A 25,108-nucleotide genomic window follows, 5' to 3' on the forward strand; every position below is an offset into this window, starting at 1 on the left:
ATTTAGATAAATTTTAAGGTTCTTATGAATACGATTTTACTGATTCCAACAGGTGAAGGGGTTGGTCTTACATCTGCCTGTTTAGGAATGATCTACGCTTTAGACTGTAAAGGGATTAATGCTGGTTTTCTTAAACCATTTTCTCAATTAGCAGATTCAACCGTTGATCGTACTGCAACACTTTATCGTCATTTATTTCAACATCAATCTGTTGAACCGATTGCTTATGAAAAGCTCACCCAGCTTCTTGGTTTAGGCGAAACAGATGAGCTACTCGAAGAAGCTGTTGCACTGCATCGTAAAATCTCAGCCAATCATGATGTGATTATTGTCGAAGGTCTTGTTCCAAATGGACAAGATCACTTTGCCAATGAAATTAATGCCGCACTTGCACAAGCACTCGATGCCCAAGTCGTTTTGGTCAGCACAGCAGATTTAGCTGACCCACGTAAAACAGCTGAAAAAGTTGATGCACATTTGCGTCAATTCGGAGGTGCTGCATCACCGCGCACCACAGGCGTTTTATTTATGCGAACCAAAGGCCTTCCTGAAGATACAGCAGCAATTCCTGTCACACTCGATCCAAGTTTGCGTTTAGATAAGCAAATTGCTGAATTTTCAATACAATTACAACGTTACAATCGTTTTATTGGCACAAGTGAATTACCTATCATTGGTTTAGTACCATTCAGTAATATTCTCAGCGTACCGCGTAGCTTAGATATTGCCACTGTTGTTAATGGTACTTGGTTAAATGAGGGTGAAGCAAAACAACGCCGTATTTTACATACCAGTTTAATCGCATCGGATATTGAAGCCGAATTACATAAATTTGTTGCTGGCGAACTCATCATTAGTGCATCTCAACGTACAGATGCCCTACTTGCAGCAAGTCTTGCAAGCAGTAATGGAATTCCTTTGGCGGGTTTAGTTTTAGCTGAACAAGCCGCTCCAGCCGCGAATATTTTAGAATTCTGCCAAGGTGCTATTAAACAAGGTCTACCAATTTTACACACTTCGCTAGACACATTAGAAACAGCACAACGCCTATATCATTTTGGCAATGAAATTCCCGTAGATGATATTGAGCGTGCTGAACAAGTGACGCGTTTTGTTTCAAGCCATCTTGATAATAGTTGGCTCGATCAACATACTCAGAACAACCTGAATCCACGATTATCTCCATCTGCATTCCGCTACGAGCTGGTACAAAAATCGATTGCTGCGAAAAAACGCATTGTACTACCTGAAGGTGATGAACCTCGTACTGTACAAGCCGCAGCGATTTGCCAATCACGTGGTATTGCTGAATGTATTTTATTAGCGAAACCTGAAGCTGTTGCTGAAGTTGCTAAAGCGCGTGGTATTCAGCTTCCAGCTGATCTGCAAATTATTGATCCCGATAGTATTCGTGACCAATATATTGAACCTATGGTTGAATTACGCAAAGGTAAGCTAGATGCATTACAAGCAAAAGCACAGCTCCAAGATACTGTAGTCCTTGGTACAATGATGTTAGCACTTGATCAAGTCGATGGCTTAGTATCTGGAGCAATTCATACCACTGCCAATACCGTTCGACCTGCATTTCAATTGATTAAAACAGCCCCGAACTACTCATTAGTTTCATCAATCTTCTTTATGTTGTTGCCTGATGAAGTTTATGTCTACGGCGATTGTGCAATTAATCCAGATCCAAATGCTGAACAGCTTGCTGAAATTGCGATTCAATCTGCAGACTCTGCTAAAGCCTTTGGTCTTGATCCGCGTATTGCCATGATCAGTTATTCAACAGGTACGTCAGGCGCAGGTGCCGATGTTGAAAAAGTGGCTGAAGCAACCAAGATCGCCCAACAACGTCGTCCTGATTTACTGATTGATGGGCCTCTACAATACGATGCGGCTTCAGTTGAAAGCGTTGGACGTCAAAAAGCACCTGAATCTAAAGTTGCGGGTCGTGCCAATGTATTTATTTTCCCTGATCTCAATACTGGTAACACCACCTATAAAGCAGTACAACGTGCAGCGAATGTGGTCAGTGTCGGTCCAATGCTACAAGGTTTAAACAAGCCCGTAAATGATTTGTCTCGCGGTGCTTTGGTTGATGATATTGTGTTTACCATTGCCTTAACGGCGATTCAGGCAGCGCAACAGGATTAAATCACGATCCTGATATTATAAAAAACCATCTACCAGATAAAAAGTAGATGGTTTTTTATTAGACTTGTTTTTCCATGCGGCCAGCCACACATAAGGAAAACTAAAAATTTCAACACGTCTCCTGCCTATTTAGACCTTTAGCCAAATCTAAGCTAAAACTCCCACATTCATTGCTTTTTGTCATATAATTTAGCCCGCCAGCTAATCGCCCGCTCAAGAGAAATTTGATATGACAACGATCATCAAACAAGATGACTTGATTACATCAATCAAGGATGCCCTGCAGTTTATTTCTTACTATCACCCACAAGACTTCATCCAAGCGATGAGCCGTGCTTATGATCGTGAAGAAAACAAAGCTGCAAAAGATGCTATTGCCCAAATCCTGATCAACTCACGTATGTGTGCTGAAGGTCACCGACCAATCTGTCAGGATACAGGGATCGTTAACGTTTTCCTTGAAGTCGGCTTAGATGTTAAATTTGATTTAACCATGAGCTTGGATGATGCTGTAAACGAAGGTGTACGCCAAGGTTACCTAGAAAACTCAAACGTACTCCGTGCTTCTGTTTTAGCAGACCCAGCTTTTGGTCGTAAAAATACCAAAGACAATACCCCTGCCGTGATTCACTACAAACTCGTTCCTGGTAACAAAGTAGATATTACAGTTGCTGCCAAAGGTGGCGGTTCAGAAAATAAATCTAAACTTGCGATGTTAAACCCATCTGATTCAATTGTGGATTGGGTACTTAAAACTGTTCCAACGATGGGTGCAGGCTGGTGTCCACCGGGTATGCTCGGTATTGGTATCGGTGGTACTGCTGAAAAAGCCATGATGCTTGCCAAAGAAGCACTTATGGAAGAAATCAACATGGACGAATTACTTCGTCGTGGCCCACAAAGCAAGATGGAAGAACTCCGTATCGAGATCTTCGAGAAAGTGAATGCATTGGGTATTGGTGCACAAGGTCTGGGTGGTTTAACCACAGTTCTTGATATTAAAATCAAAGATTACCCATGCCACGCAGCAGGTAAGCCAGTCGGTATGATTCCAAACTGTGCTGCCACACGCCACGCACACTTCCAGTTGGATGGTACTGGTGTTGCACATATCCAAGCACCTAAACTTGAAGACTACCCTGCTGTAACATGGGATTCATCTCAATCTAAACGTGTCAACCTTGATACCATTACTCAAGAAGAAATGAATGCTTGGAAGCCAGGCGATACATTACTTCTCAATGGTACAATTTATACAGGTCGTGATGCTGCACATAAGCGCATGGTTGACATGCTAAATAATGGCGAAGAACTTCCAGTCGATCTAAAAGGTAAATTCATTTACTACGTTGGTCCTGTTGATCCTGTTCGTGATGAAGTCGTTGGTCCTGCTGGTCCTACAACTGCAACGCGTATGGATAAATTTACGCGTCAAGTGTTAGAAGCAACTGGCTTGTTTGGCATGATCGGTAAAGCGGATCGTGGTCCAGCGGCTGTTGAAGCAATCAAAGACAATAAAGCAACTTACTTAATGGCTGTGGGTGGCGCTGCTTACCTTGTTTCTAAAGCTGTACGTGAAGCTGAAGTCGTTGCTTTTGCAGACTTAGGTATGGAAGCCATCTACAAATTCGTAGTTGAAGATATGCCTGTTTCTGTTGCAGTTGATGTGAATGGTACGTCTATCCACGCGACTGCGCCAAAAATCTGGCAAGCAAAAATTGGGAAAATTCCAGTTGTGGATGCTGCCGCTCAATAATACTCATACAATAATCTTAGCCGAATCATCGTATTCGGCTATTTTTTTGCCTAAAGCATCTGTTAAATTATAAAAAACAACTCTGTACACGACAAATTTCATAGGGCCCTTGTCCTATCAGGCTTTTTCTTCCTTAAAATTGCGAGCACTTTCTTAAATTCTTCTTTTTTTCCAAAACCAATCAAACGTAGAATAGCCATTTGAACATAGTCCAAACCGTATCGAAATAAACTTACTGAAAGTCGTCCATGCTTCTTTATTTTTATCGTTTTTTTTCGATCATGTTGCCATTCACCTGTTAAATAGCACCAACAGAAACCGATCGCTAGCACTGCTATCAATTTCTTGACTCGTCTAGGGTCTGTTAAACGAGTATTTTCAAGATTGAATCCACGTCCTTTGAGACAACTAAATAAGGTTTCGATTTCCCAGCGTAATGCATAATCACGAATAGCAGAAGCATTAAACATACGAGAAACAACAAGTAAAAGTTCTCCATCTTCTAATCGTAGCGCACTAATATACAGTTTCACTCGACCAACCCAAATACGTCGTTTACGACATTCAGTTTGACCAACTTGAAGATGACGAAATAAATCACTAATTTTATGATTCTTGGCTAAGTGATTGGTCACAATAAAGTTTTTTTAACACGTATACAGAAGTTAATGTCATTTTCAATTCACCATGTAAACCATTTCTCACCGATAAATTCTCTGTCTGCGAACACATTCACAATACGATCTTTACCAAAAATGGAGATAAAGCGTTGAATCAAAGCAATACGCTCTTTTGTATCTGAATTTCCACGTTTATTGAGCAATGTCCAAACAATAGGTATCGCTATTCCACGATAGACGATGGCTAACATCAAGATATTGATATCTCGTTTTCCCCATTTCCAATTGGTTCTATCTAAAGTCAGTTGCACTTTGTCGAATGAAAACATATTGAAAATCAACTGAGAAATTTGACGATAATCAAAATACTGACCTGCAAAGAAGCGTTGTATACGTCGATAAAATGATTGTGGTAAGCACTTGATGGGTAAGGCTTTAGATGCAGAAGAAAGGTTGCATGTCTGTTTTACAATTAATGCCAGCATAATCAGTGTAAAACATTTTACATGTGACTTGTTCCACTTTAGATATTTGTTTAAGATGAGATATAACTCATTGAAATGTGTCATCATATTCGTCGTCAGAAAACAAGTATTATGCCATTATTTCAATGAGTTATCTTTTTTTGTCGTGTACAAAGAAAAAACAATAAGGATAACAAGATGAATAAAACAATATCGATCCTAATAATGAGTCTTTGCTGTGTAATGGCAACAGAAAATACATTTGCCAGTCCTGCTCAAAAAAAATCTGTAAAAGAACTAATTAAACTCAGTGATTTAGAAAACCTTTTACATTCGTCTCTAGATGAGATGCAGCCTGCATTAGACTCTAAAGCCGAAAGTATGCTTTTAAAAATTTTGGGTAAAGAGAGACTGACAACCAATCAAGAACATCTAGCACTTGTAGAACTCAGTCAATTATTAAAAGACACAAGTTCAAAAATGTTTATGCGGCCTGAAACATTACAAGCAATTGAGCAAATTTATACAGAAATACTGAGTGAAGAGGAAGTGCAAGCTTATTTAAAATTTTTGCGAACGCCAGAAGGAAAATCAATCAACCAAAAAAATTTAACAATTAGTAGCAATATTTTTCAATACATGAATAATTTAAATCAAAAGACCTTAAATGATCCTGAGCAAAATTTAAAACTCAAAGAGCAGCTTTTAAGCATCATCAAACCCTTAATTCAAGATGAATAAACGCTGCTCAATATTGACTACCACGTCAATGGATTCCAAAGTTTAAATGGCTTAACCAATAAGACCTCAGATTTTTCATCATACTTAGCTGGCTTTAACTCTTGAGGCTTAGACCGAAGTTTACCTGAGGCATCTTGTGCCACAAAGTTATAGCTTGATGATTTTAGGCGGGTAAAGGCAATTTCCTGATGTGCGACTTTATCGGGCATGATCATAAATGGTCCCGTATGTTCGCTGCGAGAAATCCTATTTTCTTCATCATATTTAATAAAATAAGTTTGTGATGCATCAACCGTGAAATCTAAATACTTTGGTTTTTGGAAATGCATACCAGCCAATGGCCGGCTCACACTCAAACGATAGGTACCTGCTGGTAGTTCCACCCAATAATAGTGATTATGCAATAGGCTTGGGATTCGATGCCCATTAATAAATAAGTTTGCTGCTGCAATTTCTTGACGATTCCAACGTGTATCTGGACGATACAAATAAACCACCGCGGCTTGTTCATTTTGTGGTTTGATCGGTGTGTAAAATTGACCTAATTTTTGATTAACCCATCCACCAACAGTAAAACCTCCCACATGATACTGATCAAGCAGACCTGGCTCTTTTGTTGTATCTACTGGAGGTAAAGTTGCTGTGAGTGTTGTCGTATTTTCTTCAACTGTCTTATGACTTTGACAACCAGCCAATACCCCTGCACAACATAATGACAATATTAAATAACGCATGATATCCCTCAAGGCGTTTTCTTGGATTTATTTTTAACAGCGCAAAACTATGCGGATTTTCCAATTTTTAAGATTAACACCTCATTAATTAATTGCAAATAAAAAAAGCATGAAAAGTCTAAGCTTTCATGCTTTTTAGATGAATGAGAATTAAGCAGATTTTGAATCAATAACTTTCAAATCTTTCTTTTCAACTAATTCAGGTGTTGTCACTTGTGGTAAACGTTCAGCTTTAAATGTTGGCTTAGCTGTACCATTAATTACAGCTTCATCCACAATAACCGTCCCCACATCACTACGACTTGGTAAGTCATACATGGTTTCTAGCAAAACGTTTTCTAAAATTGAACGTAAGCCACGCGCACCCGTATTTCGTTCAAGTGCTTTCTTCGCTACAGCACGCAATGCAGATTCATCAAAAACAAGATCAACATTTTCCATCGTGAAAAGATACTGATATTGGCGAGTTAATGCATTTTTAGGCTCTGTCAGAATTTGCATTAATGCTTCTTCATCCAGTTCTTCTAAAGTTGCAATCACAGGCAAACGACCAATAAACTCAGGAATCAAACCAAATTTGACTAAATCAGTTGCTTCGACTTGACGGAACAACTCAGAGACTTTTTTACTGTCGTCCTTATTCTTCACATCAGCCGTGAATCCAATACCGCCTTTCTCTTGACGTTGCTGTACAATTTTCTCTAAACCAGAGAATGCACCACCACAAATAAATAAAATATTTGAGGTATCAATTTGAATGAATTCTTGTTGCGGATGCTTACGACCACCTTGTGGCGGAATAGAAGCAACGGTGCCTTCAATCATTTTCAATAATGCTTGTTGTACACCTTCACCCGATACGTCACGAGTAATTGATGGATTCTCCGATTTACGGGTAATCTTATCAATCTCATCAATATAGATAATACCTTTTTGCGCTTTTTCTACATCGTAGTCCGCTTTCTGCAATAACTTTTGTACGATATTTTCAACATCTTCACCCACATAACCCGCTTCTGTGAGTGTGGTTGCATCTGCCATGGCAAAAGGAACATCCAATAAGCGTGCAAGTGTTTGCGCAAGCAAGGTCTTACCTGAACCTGTTGGTCCAATCAACAAGATATTACTTTTCGCAATCTCAATATCTTGATGTGCATGATGCGACTGACCAACTTTCAAACGCTTATAATGATTATAGACCGCAACAGATAATGTTTTCTTTGCAACATCTTGTCCAATGACATATTGATCCAACGCAGCACGTATCTCATGTGGTTTAGGCAAAGCTTTAGTCGCCCAGTCACCTGCTTCAACTTGTTGACTGGTTTGCACTAAATCTAAGCAGACATCCACACACTCATTACAAATATATGCGTCCTCACCTGCAATCAATTTTCCAACTTCAGATTGTGTCTTACCACAAAATGAACAATGCTTTTGTCCTTGAGGATGTTCGGACATATTTACTCCACAACTTAAATCTTAAAAACTAGGGACGTTTGCTTAATACTTGGTCAACTAAACCATATTCTTTAGCTGCTTGTGCAGTCATAAAATTGTCACGATCTGTGTCACGTGCAATTCTTTCATAATCTTGACCACTATGCTCAGCCATCAGACGGTTTAGACGCTCTTTGATATAAAGAATTTCACGTGCATGAATTTCGATATCAGACGCTTGACCACGGAAACCACCGAGTGGTTGGTGAATCATCACGCGTGCATTTTCAAGACAGTAACGTTTTCCTTTAGCACCCGCATTCAATAAGAATGCACCCATTGAAGCCGCTTGTCCCATGCAATATGTAACAACATCTGGCTTAATAAACTGCATAGTGTCATAAATTGCCATACCAGCAGTTACTGAGCCTCCCGGTGAGTTGATATAAAGATGGATATCTTTCTCTGGATTCTCAGCTTCCAGAAACAACATCTGCGCAACGATAAGATTCGCCATGTTATCTTCCACTTCACCAGTCAAGAAGATCACACGCTCACGTAACAAACGTGAGAAAATATCAAATGAACGCTCACCACGTGATGACTGTTCAACGACTACAGGAACTAAAGCATTTTCAATTGTTGGAACATACATATGTTTATTTATTCCTAAATTATTGTGACTCGATCATGCCAACAATATGAGGGATAATCGCTGAAATTGCAAAAGGTTCAACCCTAAATATTCGACTATTTAGACTAAAAGCTGGCAATTTTTCGATAAATTAACACTTTCATAACACGGATAAAAAAAGGCGCATTAAGCGCCTTTCTTCTGAACTTTTAAAAGATTAGCCACGACGAGCTTGTTGTTCTTTTAATAAGTCTTCGTAACTTACTGGAACATCTTTTACTTTAGCAGCAGCTAAAATGTGATCAACAACTTGGTCTTCTAACACAACTGCTTCGATTTGAGCACGTTGTTGTTTGTCATTTTTGAAGTATTCAACCACTTCTGTTGGATCTTCATAAGAAGAAGCCATGTCATCGATGTAAGCTTCAACACGTGCTTGATCAACTTCAAGTTTAGCATCAGCTAATACTTTGCTAACCAATACACCAAGCTTCACTGATTTTTCAGCTTGTTCTTTGAACAACTCATCTGGAAGCATGCTGCTATCAAATGCACCTGCACCTTGAGCACCAAACTGTTGAGTGAACTGTTGAATCATTTGTTGACGTTGACGGTCAATTTCTTGAGCAACCATAGAAGCTGGGACTTCAATTTCATTTGCAGCGACAAGTGCATCAAATGCAGCTTGTTTAACTTGGTTACGAAGACCGTTGCGAACTTCACGTTCCATATTTTTACGAACGTCAGCCTTTAACTTGTCTAAGCCTTCTTCTTCAGTTAAACCAAAGATTTTTAAGAATTCAGCATCAATCTCTGGAAGTTTTTGTTTTTCAACAAGCTTCACAGTGATTTTGAATTGAGCTGCTTTACCCGCTAAGTTTTCAGCTTGGTAATCTTCAGGGAAAGTAACATCAATCACTTTCTCTTCGCCTTTCTTCATGCCGATGATGCCGTCTTCAAAGCCAGGAATCATACGACCAGAACCAAGAACAAGTTTAAAGTCTTCAGCAGCACCGCCTTCAAACTTCTCGCCATCAACTGTACCTTCAAAATCGAAAGTCACTTGCATGTCTTTTTTCGCCATGCCTTTAGTTTCAGTCCAAGAAGCACGTTGTTTTTGCAAGTTTTCAATCATTACATCAACATCAGCATCGTTGATTTCTGATGATTTACGTTCAACTTCTAAGTCAGCAAAAGCTTTCACTTCTACTTCTGGATAAACTTCTACAGTCGCTTCAAAAACTAAAGCATCATCTTTGTTTTCAACTTTTTCAATGTTCGGCATGCCGACCGCATTGATTTTTTCTTGTTGAATTGCTTCGAATACTGTGTCACGAATGATGTCATTCACAACTTCTTGATAAATGCTCGCACCATATTCACGGCGAACAACATTTAAAGGCACTTTACCTGGACGGAAGCCGTTGATCTTCACAGTTTTGGCAGTGCGTTTTAAGCGAGCTTCAAATTGCTCGTTAACACGGCTCGTCGGTACAGAAACATTTAAACGACGGGCAACGCCCGAAACCGCTTCAGTCGTTACTTGCATGGCTTCCTCGATATATAGTTAGTAGTAACATTTTTAAAAGTGCCACATTATATGACAACTTTCTAGATATACAAAATCAGATGATCAAAATTCCCTATTTTTCCTAATTTGCCAGAAAAACAACATTTAAATTCTCAACCTAAAAAATCAAACTAACAATTTTAAAAATAATCATTTAAGTATAAAAAACATAGCATTAAAACAAATCAATCGTTAATACTGATTCTCATTATCAAAAACAAGTATAATACCAATTATAAAATTAAATTATAAATATCATAAGCTTAAGCCTATACAATTCATTATACAGCCAAAATCACAATTGATAATAATAATAATTATCATTAGACTTCTCACAAAATATTACATAGCTTAACAATCTACTCACTTTTACTACATTTTTGTAGAAGTTTAAAAAGATCAAAAGCTCTGTCATTCATCTGTTTAATTTCGGGGGTTCTCTCATGGCAAAAATCAAAAGCCGTAAACATATTGCTACAACACCGTTAGTTGCACTTGCAGCAAGTCTACCTTTAGCCAGTCATGCGGCAACTAAAGAAGAAAAAGTGACTCAACTTCCAACCATTGAAGTGACAGCACAAGAGATCTATAAAGCCAATACGGTTAGTTCCCCAAAGTACACACAACCTTTAGTAGACACACCTCAAACGATTCAAATAATTAAAAAAGAAATTTTACAAGAGCAAGGGGCTGCTTCTTTAGTGGAGGCATTGCGAAATACTCCTGGGATTACCCTACAAATGGGTGAAAATGGAAATACCAGTGCAGGCGATACTTTCCAAATGCGTGGTTTTTCGACTCAAACTTCGACTTATGTAGATGGAATTCGTGATCTTGGTGCTGTAAGTCGTGATGTATTTAACTTAGAGCAAATTGAAGTTGTCAAAGGTCCTTCAGGTGCTGAAGCTGGTCGTGGCTCTGCTTCTGGTTATATCAATTTAGTCACTAAATTACCTAAAGCTGAAAATAGCCGTGAAGTCTCTGCCCGTTATAACACAGCAGAAAATGCGCGTTTAACGGCTGATATTAATCAGGCAATTAGCGAAAGTACCGCAATCCGCTTAAACGTAATGGGACAAGATGGTGGTGTCGAAGGTCGAGATGTTATAGAAAATAACGGTTGGGCAATTGCGCCATCAATTGCATTCGGATTAGACAGCGATACTCGTCTGTATTTGTATTCTCAACATATTCGTCAGAATAATATTCCTGATGGTGGTATTCCAACTATAGGTATAAAAGGCTTTTATGGATACACCTCTAGCTACGCAAACGATAAAAATCTTGCGTTAAGAGATCAAATCCGTGAAGCTATTAATAACTCTGCTGATATGCAGAAAGTGAATAAAGCTTTACAAAATGCGCCTGAAGTTGATCGTAGTAACTTTTATGGAAGCGTAAATGACTATGAAGATATTAGCTCGGATATGATTTCGGCTAAAATCGAAAGTGACTTTAGTGGAAATATCAAATTTACCAATATCTCTAGATTAGGTAAAACCAGCATGAAAAGAGCATTAACTGGAATTAATGCAATTAATGCTCCATCAGCTACAGTTACCGTTAATCCAGATAATAGCTATAGTTACAAATTTAACTATGGGTCATTTGACCCTAATAATAGAGATACATGGGCAATTTCTCGTTCCCATCAAGGCGTAGATCAAGAAAATAAAATCCTTGCGAATACATCAAATTTGAATATTAATTTTAAAACGGGTGCTGTTGAACATGACTTAGTTGCTGGCTTAGAATTTTTGCGGGAACAACAAATCTCTCGTACCTTATCTACCCAAAAACCAGGAACAAAAGCTCCTACAACGCCTGCTGCGAATCTCTATAATCCTAACCATGATGATGTAATGCCTGAATTGGTTTATACAGGTGCATATAGTGATGGTGAAACCAAAACAGCCGCAGCCTATTTATTTGATACGGTAAAACTATTAGATAATCGTTTACAGTTTAATGGTGGTGTACGTCTTGATTACTATCATACCGATTATGAGGCTTTAGCTGTTGCAACGAATGCAACCACCCTTGCGATTACTAAAACTCCCACTCATCTCAAAGCACACGATACTTTGGTGAGCTGGAAATTAGGTAGTTTATTCAAACCAACCAAAAATAGCAGCCTTTATGTGTCTTACGCTAAATCATTGACTCCGCCCGGAAGTGCAAACTTTAGCTTATCGGACACAGGAGCTAATAGTTCAGCAGCTAAACCACAAAAAACTAATCACTATGAAATGGGTGGAAAATGGGATGTATTAAAGAATAAATTAGCATTAACTAGTGCGATTTATCATACTGAGAATGAAAACCAGTTTACCCAAGATCCAATTACGAAAGAGTCTATTCAAGAAGGCAAAACACGTGTTCAAGGCGTAGAACTTGGAGTTGTTGGTCAAATTACAGATGCTTGGAATATTTCTGCGGGCGTTGCTCATATGAAAACTAAGCAAAAAAATCAACAAAGTTTCAATACTACGACAGGTGAAAAAACTGTCACTGATTCGGTACGTTGGTCTCCAGATTGGACTGCTTCATTATGGACAACCTATGATATTGCAGGTTTTAAGTTAGGCCTAGGCGCACGTTATGTTGATGAACAAAAACGTGTGATCACAGATAGTACAGCGCCAGCAAATATGCCTAAAGTTCCATCTTATGTTGTCTTTGATGCAATGGCGGGGTATAGCTTGAACAAGAATGCTTCTGTGAATCTAAATGTCTATAACTTAGCTGATAAAGACTACATTAGTGCTTTAAATAATGGCGGTAGTCGTTTCGTACTTGGTCAGCCACGTTCTGCTGCCTTAACTTTTAACTACAAATTCTAAGTCATTTTATTTAATTCATCATGATTGAATAAATGAACACAGCCTGTCAAAAAAGCTATAATTTTTGACAGGTTGTATTTTTTGGAAGATTCAAAATATGATGTTGCATATCCCCCAAGTACTCAATAAGCATCAAGTGGTTGAGCTACGCGAACAAATACAACAACAATCAGTTTGGATTGACGGTACACATAGTGCAGGTCCACAAGCACAAAAAATTAAAAATAATTTACAAGTCGATATACAGAGTAATGTATATGAATCTGTTAGCCATTCTGTTTTGAATGCATTACAACAAAATCTGCTTTTGCGTTCAGCTGCCCTTCCTAAACATACGTTATTGCCAATGTTCAACTGCTATCAAAATCAAGGCAATTATGGCAACCATGTTGATAATTCGATTCAATATTCTGCAAAAACAGGGCAAATGATTCGTACTGATGTGTCTATCACCGTCTTTTTATCTGAACCTGATGAATATAAAGGTGGGGAACTGATTATCGAAGATACTTATGGCAGCCATGAAGTCAAACTCGATGCAGGAGATGCAATTGTTTACCCAGCAACAAGTTTGCATCGTGTTGAACCTGTGACTCAAGGACGTAGAATCGCAGCATTCACATGGATTCAAAGCATGGTTAAAGATGACTGGCAGCGAACGATGCTATTCAATTTAGACATGACTATTATCAAACTCAGACAACAATTAGGCGATACAGAAGAAGTTGTTAGTTTAACCAGTCATTATCATAATTTATTAAGACAATGGGGGGATTTATAATGCATGGCCAGATCCCTACACCCGCTTTGAATACTATTCCTTCGTATATTCAAACCATTCACGACTATCAACAACAAGCTCAGCGACACGTTTCTGAAGATGTTTGGGGATACTTAAATGGTGGAGCGATGCATGAAATTAGCGTGCAAAATAATTGCCAACAATTTCAAAATATTCAATTGATTCCTAGACATCTAAACGACTTAACACAAGGTAATACTCGTTTTCATTTATTTGGGATGGAATATCCGCATCCTATTTTTCTTGCACCGATTGGCCACCAAGCACTTTTTCATCCTCAAGCAGAAGCTGCATCTGCTCTCGCAGCTGAACTTATGCAAAGTAACTTGGTATTAAGTACATTCACAAATACTCATATGGCACAGTTGAAACCAGAAAACCCGTATAAATGGTTTCAATTGTATTGGCAAGGATGCAGAGAAAAATCATTAACCTTGATCAAACAAGCTGAACAATCAGGTTATCGTGGAATTGTGATTACGGTCGATGCTCCCCATGTGGGTATCCGAGATCGGGAACGTAAGTTATTCTTTCAGTTACCAGAAGAAATGCAACATCCACACACCCCTACCCATTTAAGTTTTCCTGATGTATCGCCATCCGAAAGCCAACTATTTCAAGGCTTAATGCAAATTGCACCTAAGTGGGCGGATATTGCTTGGGTGATTGCAAATACACATTTACCTGTAATCTTAAAAGGAATATTACATCCTGCCGATGCTCAAAAAGCCCTCGATCATGGTGTATCTGGGATTATTGTTTCTAATCATGGTGGGCGCATTGTAGATACGACTCTTCCACCCTTAATTGCATTACAAAAAATTCGCGCAATTGTTCCTCCTGATTACCCTGTATTATTAGATGGTGGAATTCGACGTGGTACAGATGTCTTTAAAGCAATTGCTTTAGGTGCAAACGCCGTATTGATTGGACGTCCTTATATTTATGGTTTAGCAACAGCAGGCGCTTTAGGTGTTGCTCATGTCATCCGCATGTTAAAGGAAGAATTTGAAATTACGATGGCACTTATGGGAACCGCTACCATAAAGGACATTAATCAAGACTATATTTATCAGCCTTAAGCATATTAATGGGAAATATTTTCTTTAAATTTTATTTTTATGCAAAAAATAGGAAAATATTTCCCATCCATTCGAATTAAAATAAATTATAGACCTTTGCAGCCAGCTTATTTTCACCTAGACTGATTCAAATTAGGTGATTAAGATAACTGCAAAACCCAATACTTTTGCTTTGAACGGTAGATGATGAAAACGAGTGATGATTTTAGCCATCCGTCTGATATAAAAAACCTCACTGCTCTCCTGATGCTGCGCCTCGCGCGCGTATAAATTTTTACCTAGATTTTAGGTACTCAATACATATTCTCTTTAAATTGATTCTTATAGACACCATATATATTTGTAGCACGTTGCATTTATTTTGAAGCAGCAACCATGCTACAACAAGGAGTTATCTCATGATGTTGGCTGACCCAAGCAAAAAATACCGCCGTATGTATCAACGTGTGGATTTACCAGATCGTCAATGGCCGAATAACGAAATCAACCAAGCACCGATTTGGATGAGTACCGACCTTCGTGATGGTAACCAAGCGATTTTTGAACCAATGAATATGGATCAAAAATTAAAGATGTTCCACATGTTGGTTAAAATCGGCTTCAAACATATTGAAATTGGTTTTCCTTCAGCATCTCAAATTGACTTTGACTTTACTCGCAAGTTAATTGAAGAAGATTTGATTCCAGAAGATGTGTATATCGAAGTTTTGGTTCAAGCTCGAGATCATTTAATTGCGCGTACCTTTGAGTCTTTGGTTGGTGCAAAACGTGCGATTGTGCATATCTACAATTCAAACTCACCAACATTCCGTCAAAAAGTGTTGAATGTAGATGCAAACGGCGCAAAGCAACTTGCGATTAATGCAGCCAATAAAGTCAAGGAATATGCAGCACAATATCCTGAAACAGAATGGATTTTCCAATATAGCCCTGAATGTTTCTCAGCAACAGAATTAGAAGTTGCCAAAGATGTTTGTGATGCGGTTACTGAAATTTGGGAAGCATCTCCAACCAATAAAGTGATCTTAAACTTGCCTGCAACAGTTGAAGTTTCAACACCAAATGTTTATGCAGATCAAATTGAGTGGATGCACCGTAACTTGCAACGTCGTGATGGCGTAATTATCTCAGTTCACTGTCACAATGACCGTGGTTGTGGTATTGCTGCATCTGAATTAGCCATTATGGCAGGTGCTGACCGTGTTGAGGGTTGTGTGTTTGGAAATGGCGAACGTACGGGTAATGTCGATGTTGCAGCAATTGCCTTGAACATGTATACCCAAGGTGTTGCACCAAATTTAGATTTCTCGAACATCAACGAAATCATTGCAACTGTTGAAGAATGCACGGGCTTACCTGTTCACCCTCGACATCCATATGCAGGTGATTTAGTCTTCACAGCTTTCTCTGGTTCTCACCAAGATGCGATCAAAAAAGGCTTTGAGTTCCAGAAAAACGAAGAAATTTGGGATATGCCTTATTTACCAATCGATCCTAAAGATTTAGGTCGTGACTATGACGCTGTTATTCGTGTAAATAGTCAATCAGGTAAAGGTGGTATCGCATATTTATTAGAATCGAACTATAACGTTGCATTGCCACGTCGTGTTCAGATTGAATTTAGTCAGATTGTTCAACAACATACTGATGAGAATGGTACTGAAATCAGTGCACATGAGATCTGGACATTGTTTGAGAAAACTTATGTCGATATCAAAAACCATCACTACCAAACTAAACATTATCAATTATCAGACATCAATGGCACACAAATCATTGAATTAGATATTGAAATTGAAGGTGAAATTCAACGCCTACGTGGTGAAGGTAACGGCCCAATCTCAGCAATGTTAAATGCTTTACAGTTGCCGATTGACGTTGTGAACTATGAAGAACGTAGTATTAGTTCAGGTGCAAATGCCAAAGCCCTTGCATTGATTGAACTTCAAGTCAAAGGTACAGGTAAGAGTGCATTTGGTGCAGGTGTACATGACAACATCGTAACCTCTTCAATCGATGCGATTATTGCATGTACAAACCGTTTGATCGAACAAGGTGTATTAACAACTGATCAAGTGGTTGCTGCCGCAGTCTAAGCTTATGTTGTAATAACAGAAAAAATGGCTTTTGAAAGGATACCTGAATTGGTATCCTTTTCATTATTGATAAAAGATTTATACAGGCGAATTATTCCAGTGTCTTTTCCATCGGATTCAGTGGGTTTAGTCACACCACAAAAGTTTCAGTTCGAACAACCTCTTGAACTTGAATGCGGGCGTATTCTGCCCCGTTTTGATTTAATGGTTGAAACCTATGGAACACTCAATGCAGATAAATCGAATGCCATTTTAATTTGTCATGCATTGTCAGGTCATCATCATGCCGCAGGCTATCATCATGAAGATGATAAAAAGGCTGGCTGGTGGGACAGTTGTATTGGACCTGGAAAAGCGATTGATACAAATCATTTTTTTGTCGTTTCTTTAAATAATATCGGTGGCTGTAATGGTTCTACAGGACCAACCTCACCAAATCCAGAAAATGAAAACCGTCCTTATGGTCCTGATTTCCCACTAGTTACAGTTCGTGACTGGGTAAAAACTCAAGCCATGTTATCTGATCGTCTTGGTATAGATATTTGGTATGCGGTGATTGGTGGTTCGTTAGGTGGCATGCAAGCACTACAATGGTCATTGGACTATGCTGATCGTTTAAAAAAATGTGTCATTATTGCCAGTGCACCAAAATTATCGGCACAAAATATTGCCTTTAATGAAGTTGCTCGCCAATCAATTCTCTCTGATCCAGATTTCCATAATGGGCGTTACTTGGAACATGACAGTTATCCAAAACGCGGTTTGATTTTGGCTCGTATGGTTGGTCATATTACTTATTTGTCTGAAGAAGCGATGAAACAGAAATTTGGTCGTGATCTCAAATCAGGCAAATTTATGTACGGCTTTGATGTCGAATTCCAAGTTGAAAGTTATTTACGTTATCAAGGCGAACAATTTAGTCGCAATTTTGATGCAAATACTTACTTGATTATGACCAAAGCCTTGGATTATTTTGATCCATCTCGTGAGTATGAACATTCATTGACTAAAGCAATGAGCAAGCCTAAATGCAAATTTTTGGTGATTTCATTTACTACAGATTGGCGTTTTAGCCCGAGTCGCTCACAAGAATTGGTTGATGCTTTGATTGATAATCATAAACCTGTCAGCTATTTAGATATCGATGCTGAACAAGGGCATGACTCGTTCTTATTCCCAATCCCGCTTTATGTCAAAACACTTCGAGCATTTTTAGGTGGAGAACAACAGTTGCAATCGACACCGCAGGAGCTTCACTAATGCGTATAGATCAACGACTCGCTGAAAAATGGATTAGCCCTAATTCTAACGTACTAGACTTGGGTTGTGGTGATGGCGAACTGTTGGCTCATATGAGCAAACAGCACAATATTCGTGCTTATGGCTTAGAAATTGATCAAGAAAAGATTGCAATTGCCATCAGTCGAGGGTTAAATATTATCCAACAGGATTTAAACTTGGGTTTAAGCCGTTTTGCCAACCAGTCGTTTGACTCTGTGGTTATGGCACAAGCTTTGCAAGCTGTAGATGCGCCCGATGTATTACTTCGTGATATGGTGCGTGTCGGAAAACAGGCAATTATTACTTTTCCAAACTTTGCGTATTGGAAGACTCGTTCTTTTCTTGCTTTGAAAGGAAAAATGCCTGTTTCTGAAGCTTTACCCTATATGTGGTATAACACCCCAAATATTCATTTATGTACTTTCCGTGATTTCGAAGCCTTATGTGCAGAAAACGGAATTAAAATTATTAATCGACTTGCCGTTAATGGTGACCAACAAGGTAGTGTGCTGAGTAAGCATATGCCGAACCTATTTGGTGAAGTCGCAATTTATCGAGTGAGCGCTCTATGAAAAAGACATTAATCAGCACGTTTTTATTTGGCATACTCAGCTTTCAAGCGCATGCAGACTATGTTGCTCAACCACAGTCAGTAGCAACACAAGCAGCTAGATACTCTGTGATGAGTATTGGCGAGTTACAAAGCGCTGCAAAAGCTGGTCAAGCTGGTGCACAGTTTTATCTAGCTACACGCTATCAATATGGTAAAGATGTCGCTAAAGACGAGAAACAAGCTTTTGCATTGTTTAAGGCTGCTGCGGATCAAGGTATCTCTGCGGCTCAACTGAATGTTGGTCGTATGTATGCAGATGGCATTGGCACAAAGAAAGATGAAGTATTGGCTCGCAAATATTTCGAAAAAGCAGCAAGTAACGGCGACAATCGTGCAAGCTTCAATCTTGCCATGATGGAAGAGCAAAAGAAAAACTACGTTGGTGCATATCAGTGGTATGAGCTTTCAACACGTGATGGCATGCTCGATACTAAAGTAATTAGTCTTTCTGAAGGTAAGAAAACAGCTTTGGCTGCAAACTTAACTCAAGAGCAAATCCGTACCGCACGTGACCGTGCTGATAAATGGATTCAAGCGCAGTAAACTAGTTTAGATCAGCTGATTTATTTAAAAAAACCGACTGTTGAGAGTCGGTTTTTTATTAATAAAGGAATAAAATTGAAAATTTTAACTTGGAACTGTAATGGTGCTTTCAGAAAGAAAATTGAATTATTAAAAGAGATTGATGCAGACATATACATAATTCAAGAATGTGAAAGTGAAGAAAAGTCTCAAGGAACTTATGATAGTTGGCTACCTAATCGAATATGGAAAGGCCATAATAAAAACAAAGGATTAGGAGTTTTTGCTAAAGAGCAATTTAAATTAGAACAGTTATATTGGGAAGATTCAAACCTAGAACTATTCTTACCACTTAAAATCAATGATGACTTTCAATTGTTAGCTGTTTGGACAAAATATGCTAACTCTCCAACATTCCAATACATCGGACAACTATGGAAATATTTACAATTACATAATACAGCTATTGCAACAAAAGCAACTCTTATTTGTGGAGATTTAAATAGCAACGCTCAATGGGATGTATGGGATCGTTGGTGGAATCACAGTGATGTGGTCAATCAGCTAAAAACAATGAATATCCATAGTCTTTACCATGAACTAACAAATGAAGAACAAGGCAAGGAAAAGAATTCAACTTTTTTTATGAATCGAAACCAAGAAAAAAATTATCATATCGATTATTTATTTAGTCATACTAGTTTATTCTCTGGAAGAAACTCACATTTTAAAATTTTTGATAAAGATGAATGGCTTCAATATAGTGACCACTTACCAATATTATTCGATCTTAATACTTGAACTAATTTATCTTATTTAAACAATTTTCTATTCTATCTTAAAATAACATATTAAAATCCCAGTCAATCTGAGCTGATCTAAAATATATATGTCTACTCCATTATGGCTTAATCAAGGCAGCCTTGTGCTTGCAAGCAATAACAAAGGTAAAATTGCTGAATTTGATCATCTATTTCAACAACTCAATCTACCTGTCGAAATCATTCCTCAAGGTAAACTCAATATCGAAGATGCGATTGAAGATGGTTTAAGCTTTGTTGAAAATGCAATTATTAAAGCTCGCCATGCATCTAAACTTTCAGGCAAACCTGCTATTGCAGATGACTCGGGTTTATGTGTGCCAATCTTAGGGGGAGCACCAGGCATTTACTCAGCGCGATATGCTGGCGAACATGGTAACGATGCTGCCAATAACCAAAAACTTTTAGCTGACCTCGCACCTTTCCGCAAAGACAGCGAAGTGATTGAAGGCATGTTTGTTTGCGTACTTGCATTGGTTACCCATGCCGAAGACCCTCTACCACAAATCTTTCAAGGTATTTGGAAAGGTGAAATTTTAGAAACTGCTCGCGGAGAAAATGGATTTGGTTATGATCCCCTCTTTTGGGTAGCTGAACGTAACTGTTCGAGTGCTGAACTCAGCAAAGAAGAAAAAAGTAAAATTAGTCATCGTGGTAAAGCGATGCAGCTCTTCAAAGCTAGCTTAATATAAATCGCACTGCGTGCTCTAGTTAATAAAAACTAGAGCACTTTTAGATAAAATAAAAATCAAACACGCTGAATTTAGAATAACAAAAACCTTGTATTAAACCTTGATTACAAACCAAAAAGTAAAATTATCTATTCAACTATTTAAAGTTACTTATCCGTCTGTCGCAAAATTGCAATATAAGTGTCACATATTTGTCATGCCAAGCTGTTGAGATATATACAAAGTTTGATAGGAATAAAATTATGGCTGGTTTATCAATTTGGCACGTACTCATTTTTGCAATCGTGGTTATTTTACTTTTCGGTACATCAAAGCTTAAAAACTTAGGTAAAGATGTCGGTGGTGCCGTTAAAGATTTCAAAAAATCAATGAAAGATGACGAAGCGGCAGCATCTCTAAATGAACCCCGTACGATTGATGCACAAGTAAAAAATACTGAAAGCTCAATCAAAAGTTAAGCGAGCAACAATATGTTAGATGTTGGAATGTCCGAACTTTTGGTGTTCGGCATTATTGCTTTACTTGTGCTTGGACCAGATAAATTACCTCAAGCAGCTCGCTTTGTCGGGAAATGGTATGGCAAAGTGAAGCGCCTTGTCAGTAATGTGCAAAACGATATTGATCGTGAATTACGCCTATCTGAATTACGCGAGCAGATGCAGCAAGAAATGCAACGTATTGCTGAACTAGAACAAAAAATGCAAGCTCAAATGTCTGAGCTCGAACAACAAAAACGAGAAATGTTTGTTCAACCAAGCAAACAAGAACAAACAACAGATAACATTAGTTATCCTACTTATCACTATGTGAAAGAGCATTCTTCATTTGTATATGTGGAAAAAAATATTCAAAAGGCTCAGACCACTATTTTTCCTGCACCAGATCATCAACCTGAATTTAAGGTGGCCGTATGAGTACATCCTCTCATTCTCAGTTACCTGCTCAATCGATTGAAGAATCAAAGCAAAAGATTGAACTTGAAGAAATGCCGATTACCAAGCATTTAATGATCTTGCGTCAGCATTTATTCAAGATCGTTGGAATTTTATTACTCTTATTCTTTTGTTTATTACCATTTGCAAATCGTACCTATCAGTTACTTTCTGAACCTTTGCGAGCTCAGCTTCCTGTTAGCTCATCAATGATCGCAACAGATGTGACTGCAACATTCATGGCACCCTTTAAGCTGAACTTTTTTGTTGCACTGATGTTAGCAATGCCTTTTATTATTTATCAGATTTGGGCATTTGCTAAACCTGCATTATATGAACGCGAAAAGACACTTGCTCTTCCGTTATTACTAAGCAGTATTTTTCTTTTTTATGCAGGAATTGCCTTTGCATATTTTGTTGCATTACCTTCGATTTTACATTTTTTCATCAGTGTTTCACCTGAAACTGTAGCGCCAATGACAGATATCAATAGCTATCTAGCGTTCTGTTTAAAACTATTTCTCGTATTTGGTTTAACCTTTGAGATTCCAGTGATTACACTACTTTTGATTCTGATTGGAGTCGTGAGTACACAAAGTCTGATTGAGAAACGAAGATTTATCATTGTTGGCTGTTTTTTCGTAGCAATGTTTGTTACACCGCCTGATGCTATTTCTATGATCATGTTAGCCGTTCCGATGTGGTTATTGTTTGAGATTGGATTATTTTTTGGCAAGATTATCGAAAAAAGAAAAACAACTTGATTACTTAGTTCTTATAACTACAAACAGGCTTCTCGCCTGTTTTTTTAATTTTATTACTTTAATTTTTAATTGATTTTTCACAAAGCTGTCACACAAGTGTCAAGGCTTCGTCACATTTAAACATTAAGTTTATTGGGGAAAACTTTTAGAACAACTGTTATATTTTTTAGGAAAAATTCCATGACCGAGCTATCGCCATATCATGAAGATCAAGAGTTGGATAACAACACATCGGATAATATTCATTTCCGTGACATTTTAGAACAGCACATTAGCCGCCGTAGTCTCATCACTAAAACTGCGAGTGGTGCTGTTGCATTAACTTTAGCATCGACATTAACTGGCTGTAACGACGACGATAATAATTCGAGCAATAACGGTGGAACACCGCCAACACCTGTTGATCCAAATAAAAAACCAGAAAAATTAAACTTTTCTCCTGTTGCTAAAAATTTAAATGACATCGTAACAGTGCCTGAAGGTTATGAAGCAACTGTACTTTATGCTTTAGGGGATTCAATCAATCCTGCCTATGAAGAGTGGAAGGATGACAAAATACCTTCTGGTCCTAGCTTTCAATTCCGTTCTGGTGACTGTCATGATGGTATGCACTATTTCGGCATGAATTCAACAACACAACGTTTTGATGAAAGTGTTTCAGATCGTGGTTTATTAGTCATGAACCACGAATATATCAATCCAACATTCTTGCACCCTAAAGGTCCAACTAAAGTTGATGGTCGTCGACCTGAAGATGAAGTTATTCGTGAAGTAAATGCTCACGGTGTTTCGGTGATAGAAATCAAAAAAGATAAAACTTCGCAAAAAGTAGAAGTTGTTAAAAACTCTGTTTTTAACCGTCGTATTACAGGCTCTACAGTGATGGACTTGGCAGGTGCTGCTGCAGGTTCACCACTTCTTGCAACAATTTATTCTAAATCAGCTGACAAAACTCGTGGTACACATAATAACTGCGGTAATGGTTATACACCTTGGGGAACATACCTAACGACTGAAGAAAACTTTATTGGTTATTTTAAGCGTTCAGGAACTGATAAATACCAACGTACTGCAACAGAAGAAATTGCACTCAAACGCTATGGTTTAGGTTTATCTATTGATTATCAATATGAAAAAAATCCAGATGGAACACCTAAGAAGAATGAAAAAGGCGAAATTATTTATATTTTAGATGCTCAAAAAAATAAAATACCAAACTTAGATGAACAAGGGCGAATTAAATATCTAAATACAAATTCACGTTATGGTTGGGAAACTGCTGTTGGAAGTGTCGAGTCTCAAGGCTTATATGATCGTTGGTCAGCTGATGTAAAAGCTACTACAGCAGCCGAAGATTACCGTAATGGTCCTAATACATTTGGTTGGATGGTAGAAATTGATCCGTTTGATGGTCGCCAAAATCCTGTAAAACGTACTTCATTAGGCCGTTTTGCTCATGAAGATAGTGCTTGCCGTGCAATCGCTGGACAACCATTAGCATTCTATATGGGTGACGACTCTCGTGGAGAATATATCTACAAATTCGTTTCAGATGCAAAATGGGATACCAAAGATATCAACGGTGGCTATGCTGCTGGTGATAAATACATGAATGCAGGTAAACTTTATGTTGCCAAATTCAATAATGACGGTACAGGTCAATGGATCGAATTAGCTTTTGGTAAGAATGGTTTGAACCAAAGTAATTCAGTCTATCCATTTAGCTCACAAGCTGATGTTGTCACTTTTGCTCGTTTAGCTGCCGATGCTGTAGGCGCAACAAAAATGGATCGTCCAGAATGGTGTACGGTAAATCCAGAGAATGGTGAAGTCTACGTTACATTGACCAATAACTCGAACCGTGGTACTAGCTATCCAACTGATGCAGCAAATCCACGTAATTATGAAGACAAATATGCTGGTACAAAAACCAATAAAGGAAATGTAAACGGTCACATTATTCGTTTCCGTGAAACTGCTGACTTAACTACTGCTGAAAGTTTCAAATGGGATATCTATTTATTTGGTGCTGAAGCTTCTATGGCTGCAAACATCAACCTTTCAGGTTTGACAGATAATAATGATCTTTCAAGCCCAGATGGTATGTGGTTTGACCCTCGTGGTGTACTTTGGATTCAGACAGATGACGGCGCATACACTGACGTAACGAACTGTATGATGCTAGCTGCACTTCCAGGTCAGATTGGTGATGGAGCTAAAGCAACGACTTCAAATGGTACTGAAACCTTAGTTGGTAAGAAAGTAACAGATGAAACCTTGCGTCGTTTCCTTGTTGGACCGAAAGAATGTGAAATCACGGGTATTGCGATGACACCTGATTACAAAGCAATCTTTATTAATGTTCAGCATCCAGGTGAAGACTCGAAAGATTATGCGACACCAAATAGTAACTGGCCTGCGACACAAACGGACTCAAGTAATAAAACTGCTCGTCCACGTTCAGCAACTGTAGTCATTACACGTAAAGATGGTGGCGTAATTGCAGGATAAAACCTGAAATTATTCTAGTAAAAAAGTGTC

At 38.3% G+C, this 25,108-nt stretch carries 20 protein-coding genes and 1 pseudogene; 16 read left to right on the forward strand and 5 right to left on the reverse strand.

Annotation, left to right across the window (positions count from 1 at the left end):
- The first annotated feature begins 24 nt into the window (after positions 1-24).
- Together pta and ABLB98_RS11975 are read left to right on the forward strand one after the other, a co-directional pair.
- The gene (gene pta, locus ABLB98_RS11970; RefSeq protein ID WP_348883604.1) at positions 25-2,160 is read left to right on the forward strand and encodes a phosphate acetyltransferase; all 2,136 of its coding nucleotides are present in this window, start codon (positions 25-27) and stop codon (positions 2,158-2,160) included.
- Positions 2,161-2,389: 229 nt separating this feature from the next.
- Complete coding sequence (locus ABLB98_RS11975) at positions 2,390-3,916, forward strand: fumarate hydratase (RefSeq protein ID WP_005156176.1); 1,527 nt, start codon at positions 2,390-2,392, stop codon at positions 3,914-3,916.
- A 98-nt stretch (positions 3,917-4,014) separates the two neighbouring features.
- Here the strand turns inward: ABLB98_RS11975 and ABLB98_RS11980 are convergent.
- Positions 4,015-5,105 (reverse strand): annotated as a pseudogene (locus ABLB98_RS11980) (IS4-like element ISAba33 family transposase).
- Positions 5,106-5,198: 93 nt separating this feature from the next.
- Here ABLB98_RS11980 and ABLB98_RS11985 point away from each other — a divergent pair.
- A complete protein-coding gene (locus ABLB98_RS11985) occupies positions 5,199-5,741 on the forward strand; it encodes a DUF2059 domain-containing protein (protein ID WP_348882308.1) in 543 nt (180 codons plus the stop codon).
- Positions 5,742-5,758: 17 nt separating this feature from the next.
- On the opposite strand, the gene ABLB98_RS11990 is transcribed toward ABLB98_RS11985, so the two are convergent.
- The 4 genes from ABLB98_RS11990 to tig form a co-directional block, all read right to left on the reverse strand.
- Complete coding sequence (locus tag ABLB98_RS11990) at positions 5,759-6,475, reverse strand: DUF2846 domain-containing protein (protein ID WP_348882309.1); 717 nt, start codon at positions 6,473-6,475, stop codon at positions 5,759-5,761.
- Positions 6,476-6,625: 150 nt separating this feature from the next.
- Positions 6,626-7,936 carry an ATP-dependent Clp protease ATP-binding subunit ClpX gene (clpX, locus tag ABLB98_RS11995; RefSeq protein WP_004660446.1) on the reverse strand — a complete coding sequence of 437 codons (1,311 nt, stop codon included), beginning with the start codon at positions 7,934-7,936 and terminating at the stop codon, positions 6,626-6,628.
- A 28-nt stretch (positions 7,937-7,964) separates the two neighbouring features.
- Complete coding sequence (gene clpP / locus ABLB98_RS12000) at positions 7,965-8,570, reverse strand: ATP-dependent Clp endopeptidase proteolytic subunit ClpP (RefSeq protein ID WP_004660445.1); 606 nt, start codon at positions 8,568-8,570, stop codon at positions 7,965-7,967.
- Positions 8,571-8,766: 196 nt separating this feature from the next.
- Positions 8,767-10,098 carry a trigger factor gene (gene tig, locus ABLB98_RS12005; protein ID WP_348882310.1) on the reverse strand — a complete coding sequence of 444 codons (1,332 nt, stop codon included), beginning with the start codon at positions 10,096-10,098 and terminating at the stop codon, positions 8,767-8,769.
- Positions 10,099-10,562: 464 nt separating this feature from the next.
- Between tig and ABLB98_RS12010 the strand changes: the two genes are divergently transcribed.
- The 13 genes from ABLB98_RS12010 (at position 10,563) to ABLB98_RS12070 (ending at position 25,078) form a co-directional block, all read left to right on the forward strand.
- On the forward strand, positions 10,563-12,962 hold the full coding sequence (locus ABLB98_RS12010) for a catecholate siderophore receptor Fiu (RefSeq protein ID WP_348882311.1): 2,400 nt from the start codon (positions 10,563-10,565) through the stop codon (positions 12,960-12,962).
- 97 nt (positions 12,963-13,059) lie between these two features.
- Entirely contained in the window at positions 13,060-13,743 is a 684-nt protein-coding gene (locus ABLB98_RS12015; protein ID WP_348882312.1) for a Fe2+-dependent dioxygenase, read from the forward strand.
- Positions 13,743-14,846 carry an alpha-hydroxy acid oxidase gene (locus ABLB98_RS12020; RefSeq protein WP_348882313.1) on the forward strand — a complete coding sequence of 368 codons (1,104 nt, stop codon included), beginning with the start codon at positions 13,743-13,745 and terminating at the stop codon, positions 14,844-14,846. Before ABLB98_RS12015 ends, ABLB98_RS12020 begins: the two co-directional genes overlap by 1 nt.
- Before the next feature lie 398 nt (positions 14,847-15,244).
- Positions 15,245-16,942, forward strand: coding sequence for a 2-isopropylmalate synthase (gene leuA, locus ABLB98_RS12025; RefSeq protein WP_348882314.1), 1,698 nt, complete (start codon positions 15,245-15,247; stop codon positions 16,940-16,942).
- Between the two features lie 99 nt (positions 16,943-17,041).
- Positions 17,042-18,202, forward strand: a complete 1,161-nt coding sequence (locus ABLB98_RS12030; RefSeq protein ID WP_348882315.1) for a homoserine O-acetyltransferase — start codon at positions 17,042-17,044, stop codon at positions 18,200-18,202.
- Positions 18,202-18,795 carry a methionine biosynthesis protein MetW gene (gene metW, locus ABLB98_RS12035; RefSeq protein WP_348882316.1) on the forward strand — a complete coding sequence of 198 codons (594 nt, stop codon included), beginning with the start codon at positions 18,202-18,204 and terminating at the stop codon, positions 18,793-18,795. The genes ABLB98_RS12030 and metW overlap by 1 nt, the downstream gene beginning before the upstream one ends.
- Positions 18,792-19,379, forward strand: coding sequence for a tetratricopeptide repeat protein (locus tag ABLB98_RS12040; RefSeq protein ID WP_348882317.1), 588 nt, complete (start codon positions 18,792-18,794; stop codon positions 19,377-19,379). The genes metW and ABLB98_RS12040 overlap by 4 nt, the downstream gene beginning before the upstream one ends.
- A gap of 75 nt (positions 19,380-19,454) precedes the next feature.
- Positions 19,455-20,159, forward strand: a complete 705-nt coding sequence (locus ABLB98_RS12045) for an endonuclease/exonuclease/phosphatase family protein (protein WP_348882318.1) — start codon at positions 19,455-19,457, stop codon at positions 20,157-20,159.
- A gap of 88 nt (positions 20,160-20,247) precedes the next feature.
- A complete protein-coding gene (gene rdgB, locus ABLB98_RS12050) occupies positions 20,248-20,871 on the forward strand; it encodes an RdgB/HAM1 family non-canonical purine NTP pyrophosphatase (protein WP_270909932.1) in 624 nt (207 codons plus the stop codon).
- Between the two features lie 242 nt (positions 20,872-21,113).
- A complete protein-coding gene (gene tatA, locus ABLB98_RS12055) occupies positions 21,114-21,329 on the forward strand; it encodes a Sec-independent protein translocase subunit TatA (protein ID WP_004760687.1) in 216 nt (71 codons plus the stop codon).
- Positions 21,330-21,341: 12 nt separating this feature from the next.
- Positions 21,342-21,785 carry a Sec-independent protein translocase protein TatB gene (gene tatB / locus ABLB98_RS12060; RefSeq protein WP_004760685.1) on the forward strand — a complete coding sequence of 148 codons (444 nt, stop codon included), beginning with the start codon at positions 21,342-21,344 and terminating at the stop codon, positions 21,783-21,785.
- Complete coding sequence (tatC, locus tag ABLB98_RS12065) at positions 21,782-22,567, forward strand: twin-arginine translocase subunit TatC (protein ID WP_004760684.1); 786 nt, start codon at positions 21,782-21,784, stop codon at positions 22,565-22,567. Before tatB ends, tatC begins: the two co-directional genes overlap by 4 nt.
- 180 nt (positions 22,568-22,747) lie before the next feature.
- Positions 22,748-25,078, forward strand: a complete 2,331-nt coding sequence (locus ABLB98_RS12070) for a PhoX family phosphatase (RefSeq protein ID WP_348882319.1) — start codon at positions 22,748-22,750, stop codon at positions 25,076-25,078.
- Positions 25,079-25,108 lie beyond the last annotated feature (30 nt).

Origin of the sequence: Acinetobacter yuyunsongii (assembly GCF_041021915.1) — a bacterium.
Taxonomy (GTDB): Bacteria; Pseudomonadota; Gammaproteobacteria; order Pseudomonadales; family Moraxellaceae; genus Acinetobacter.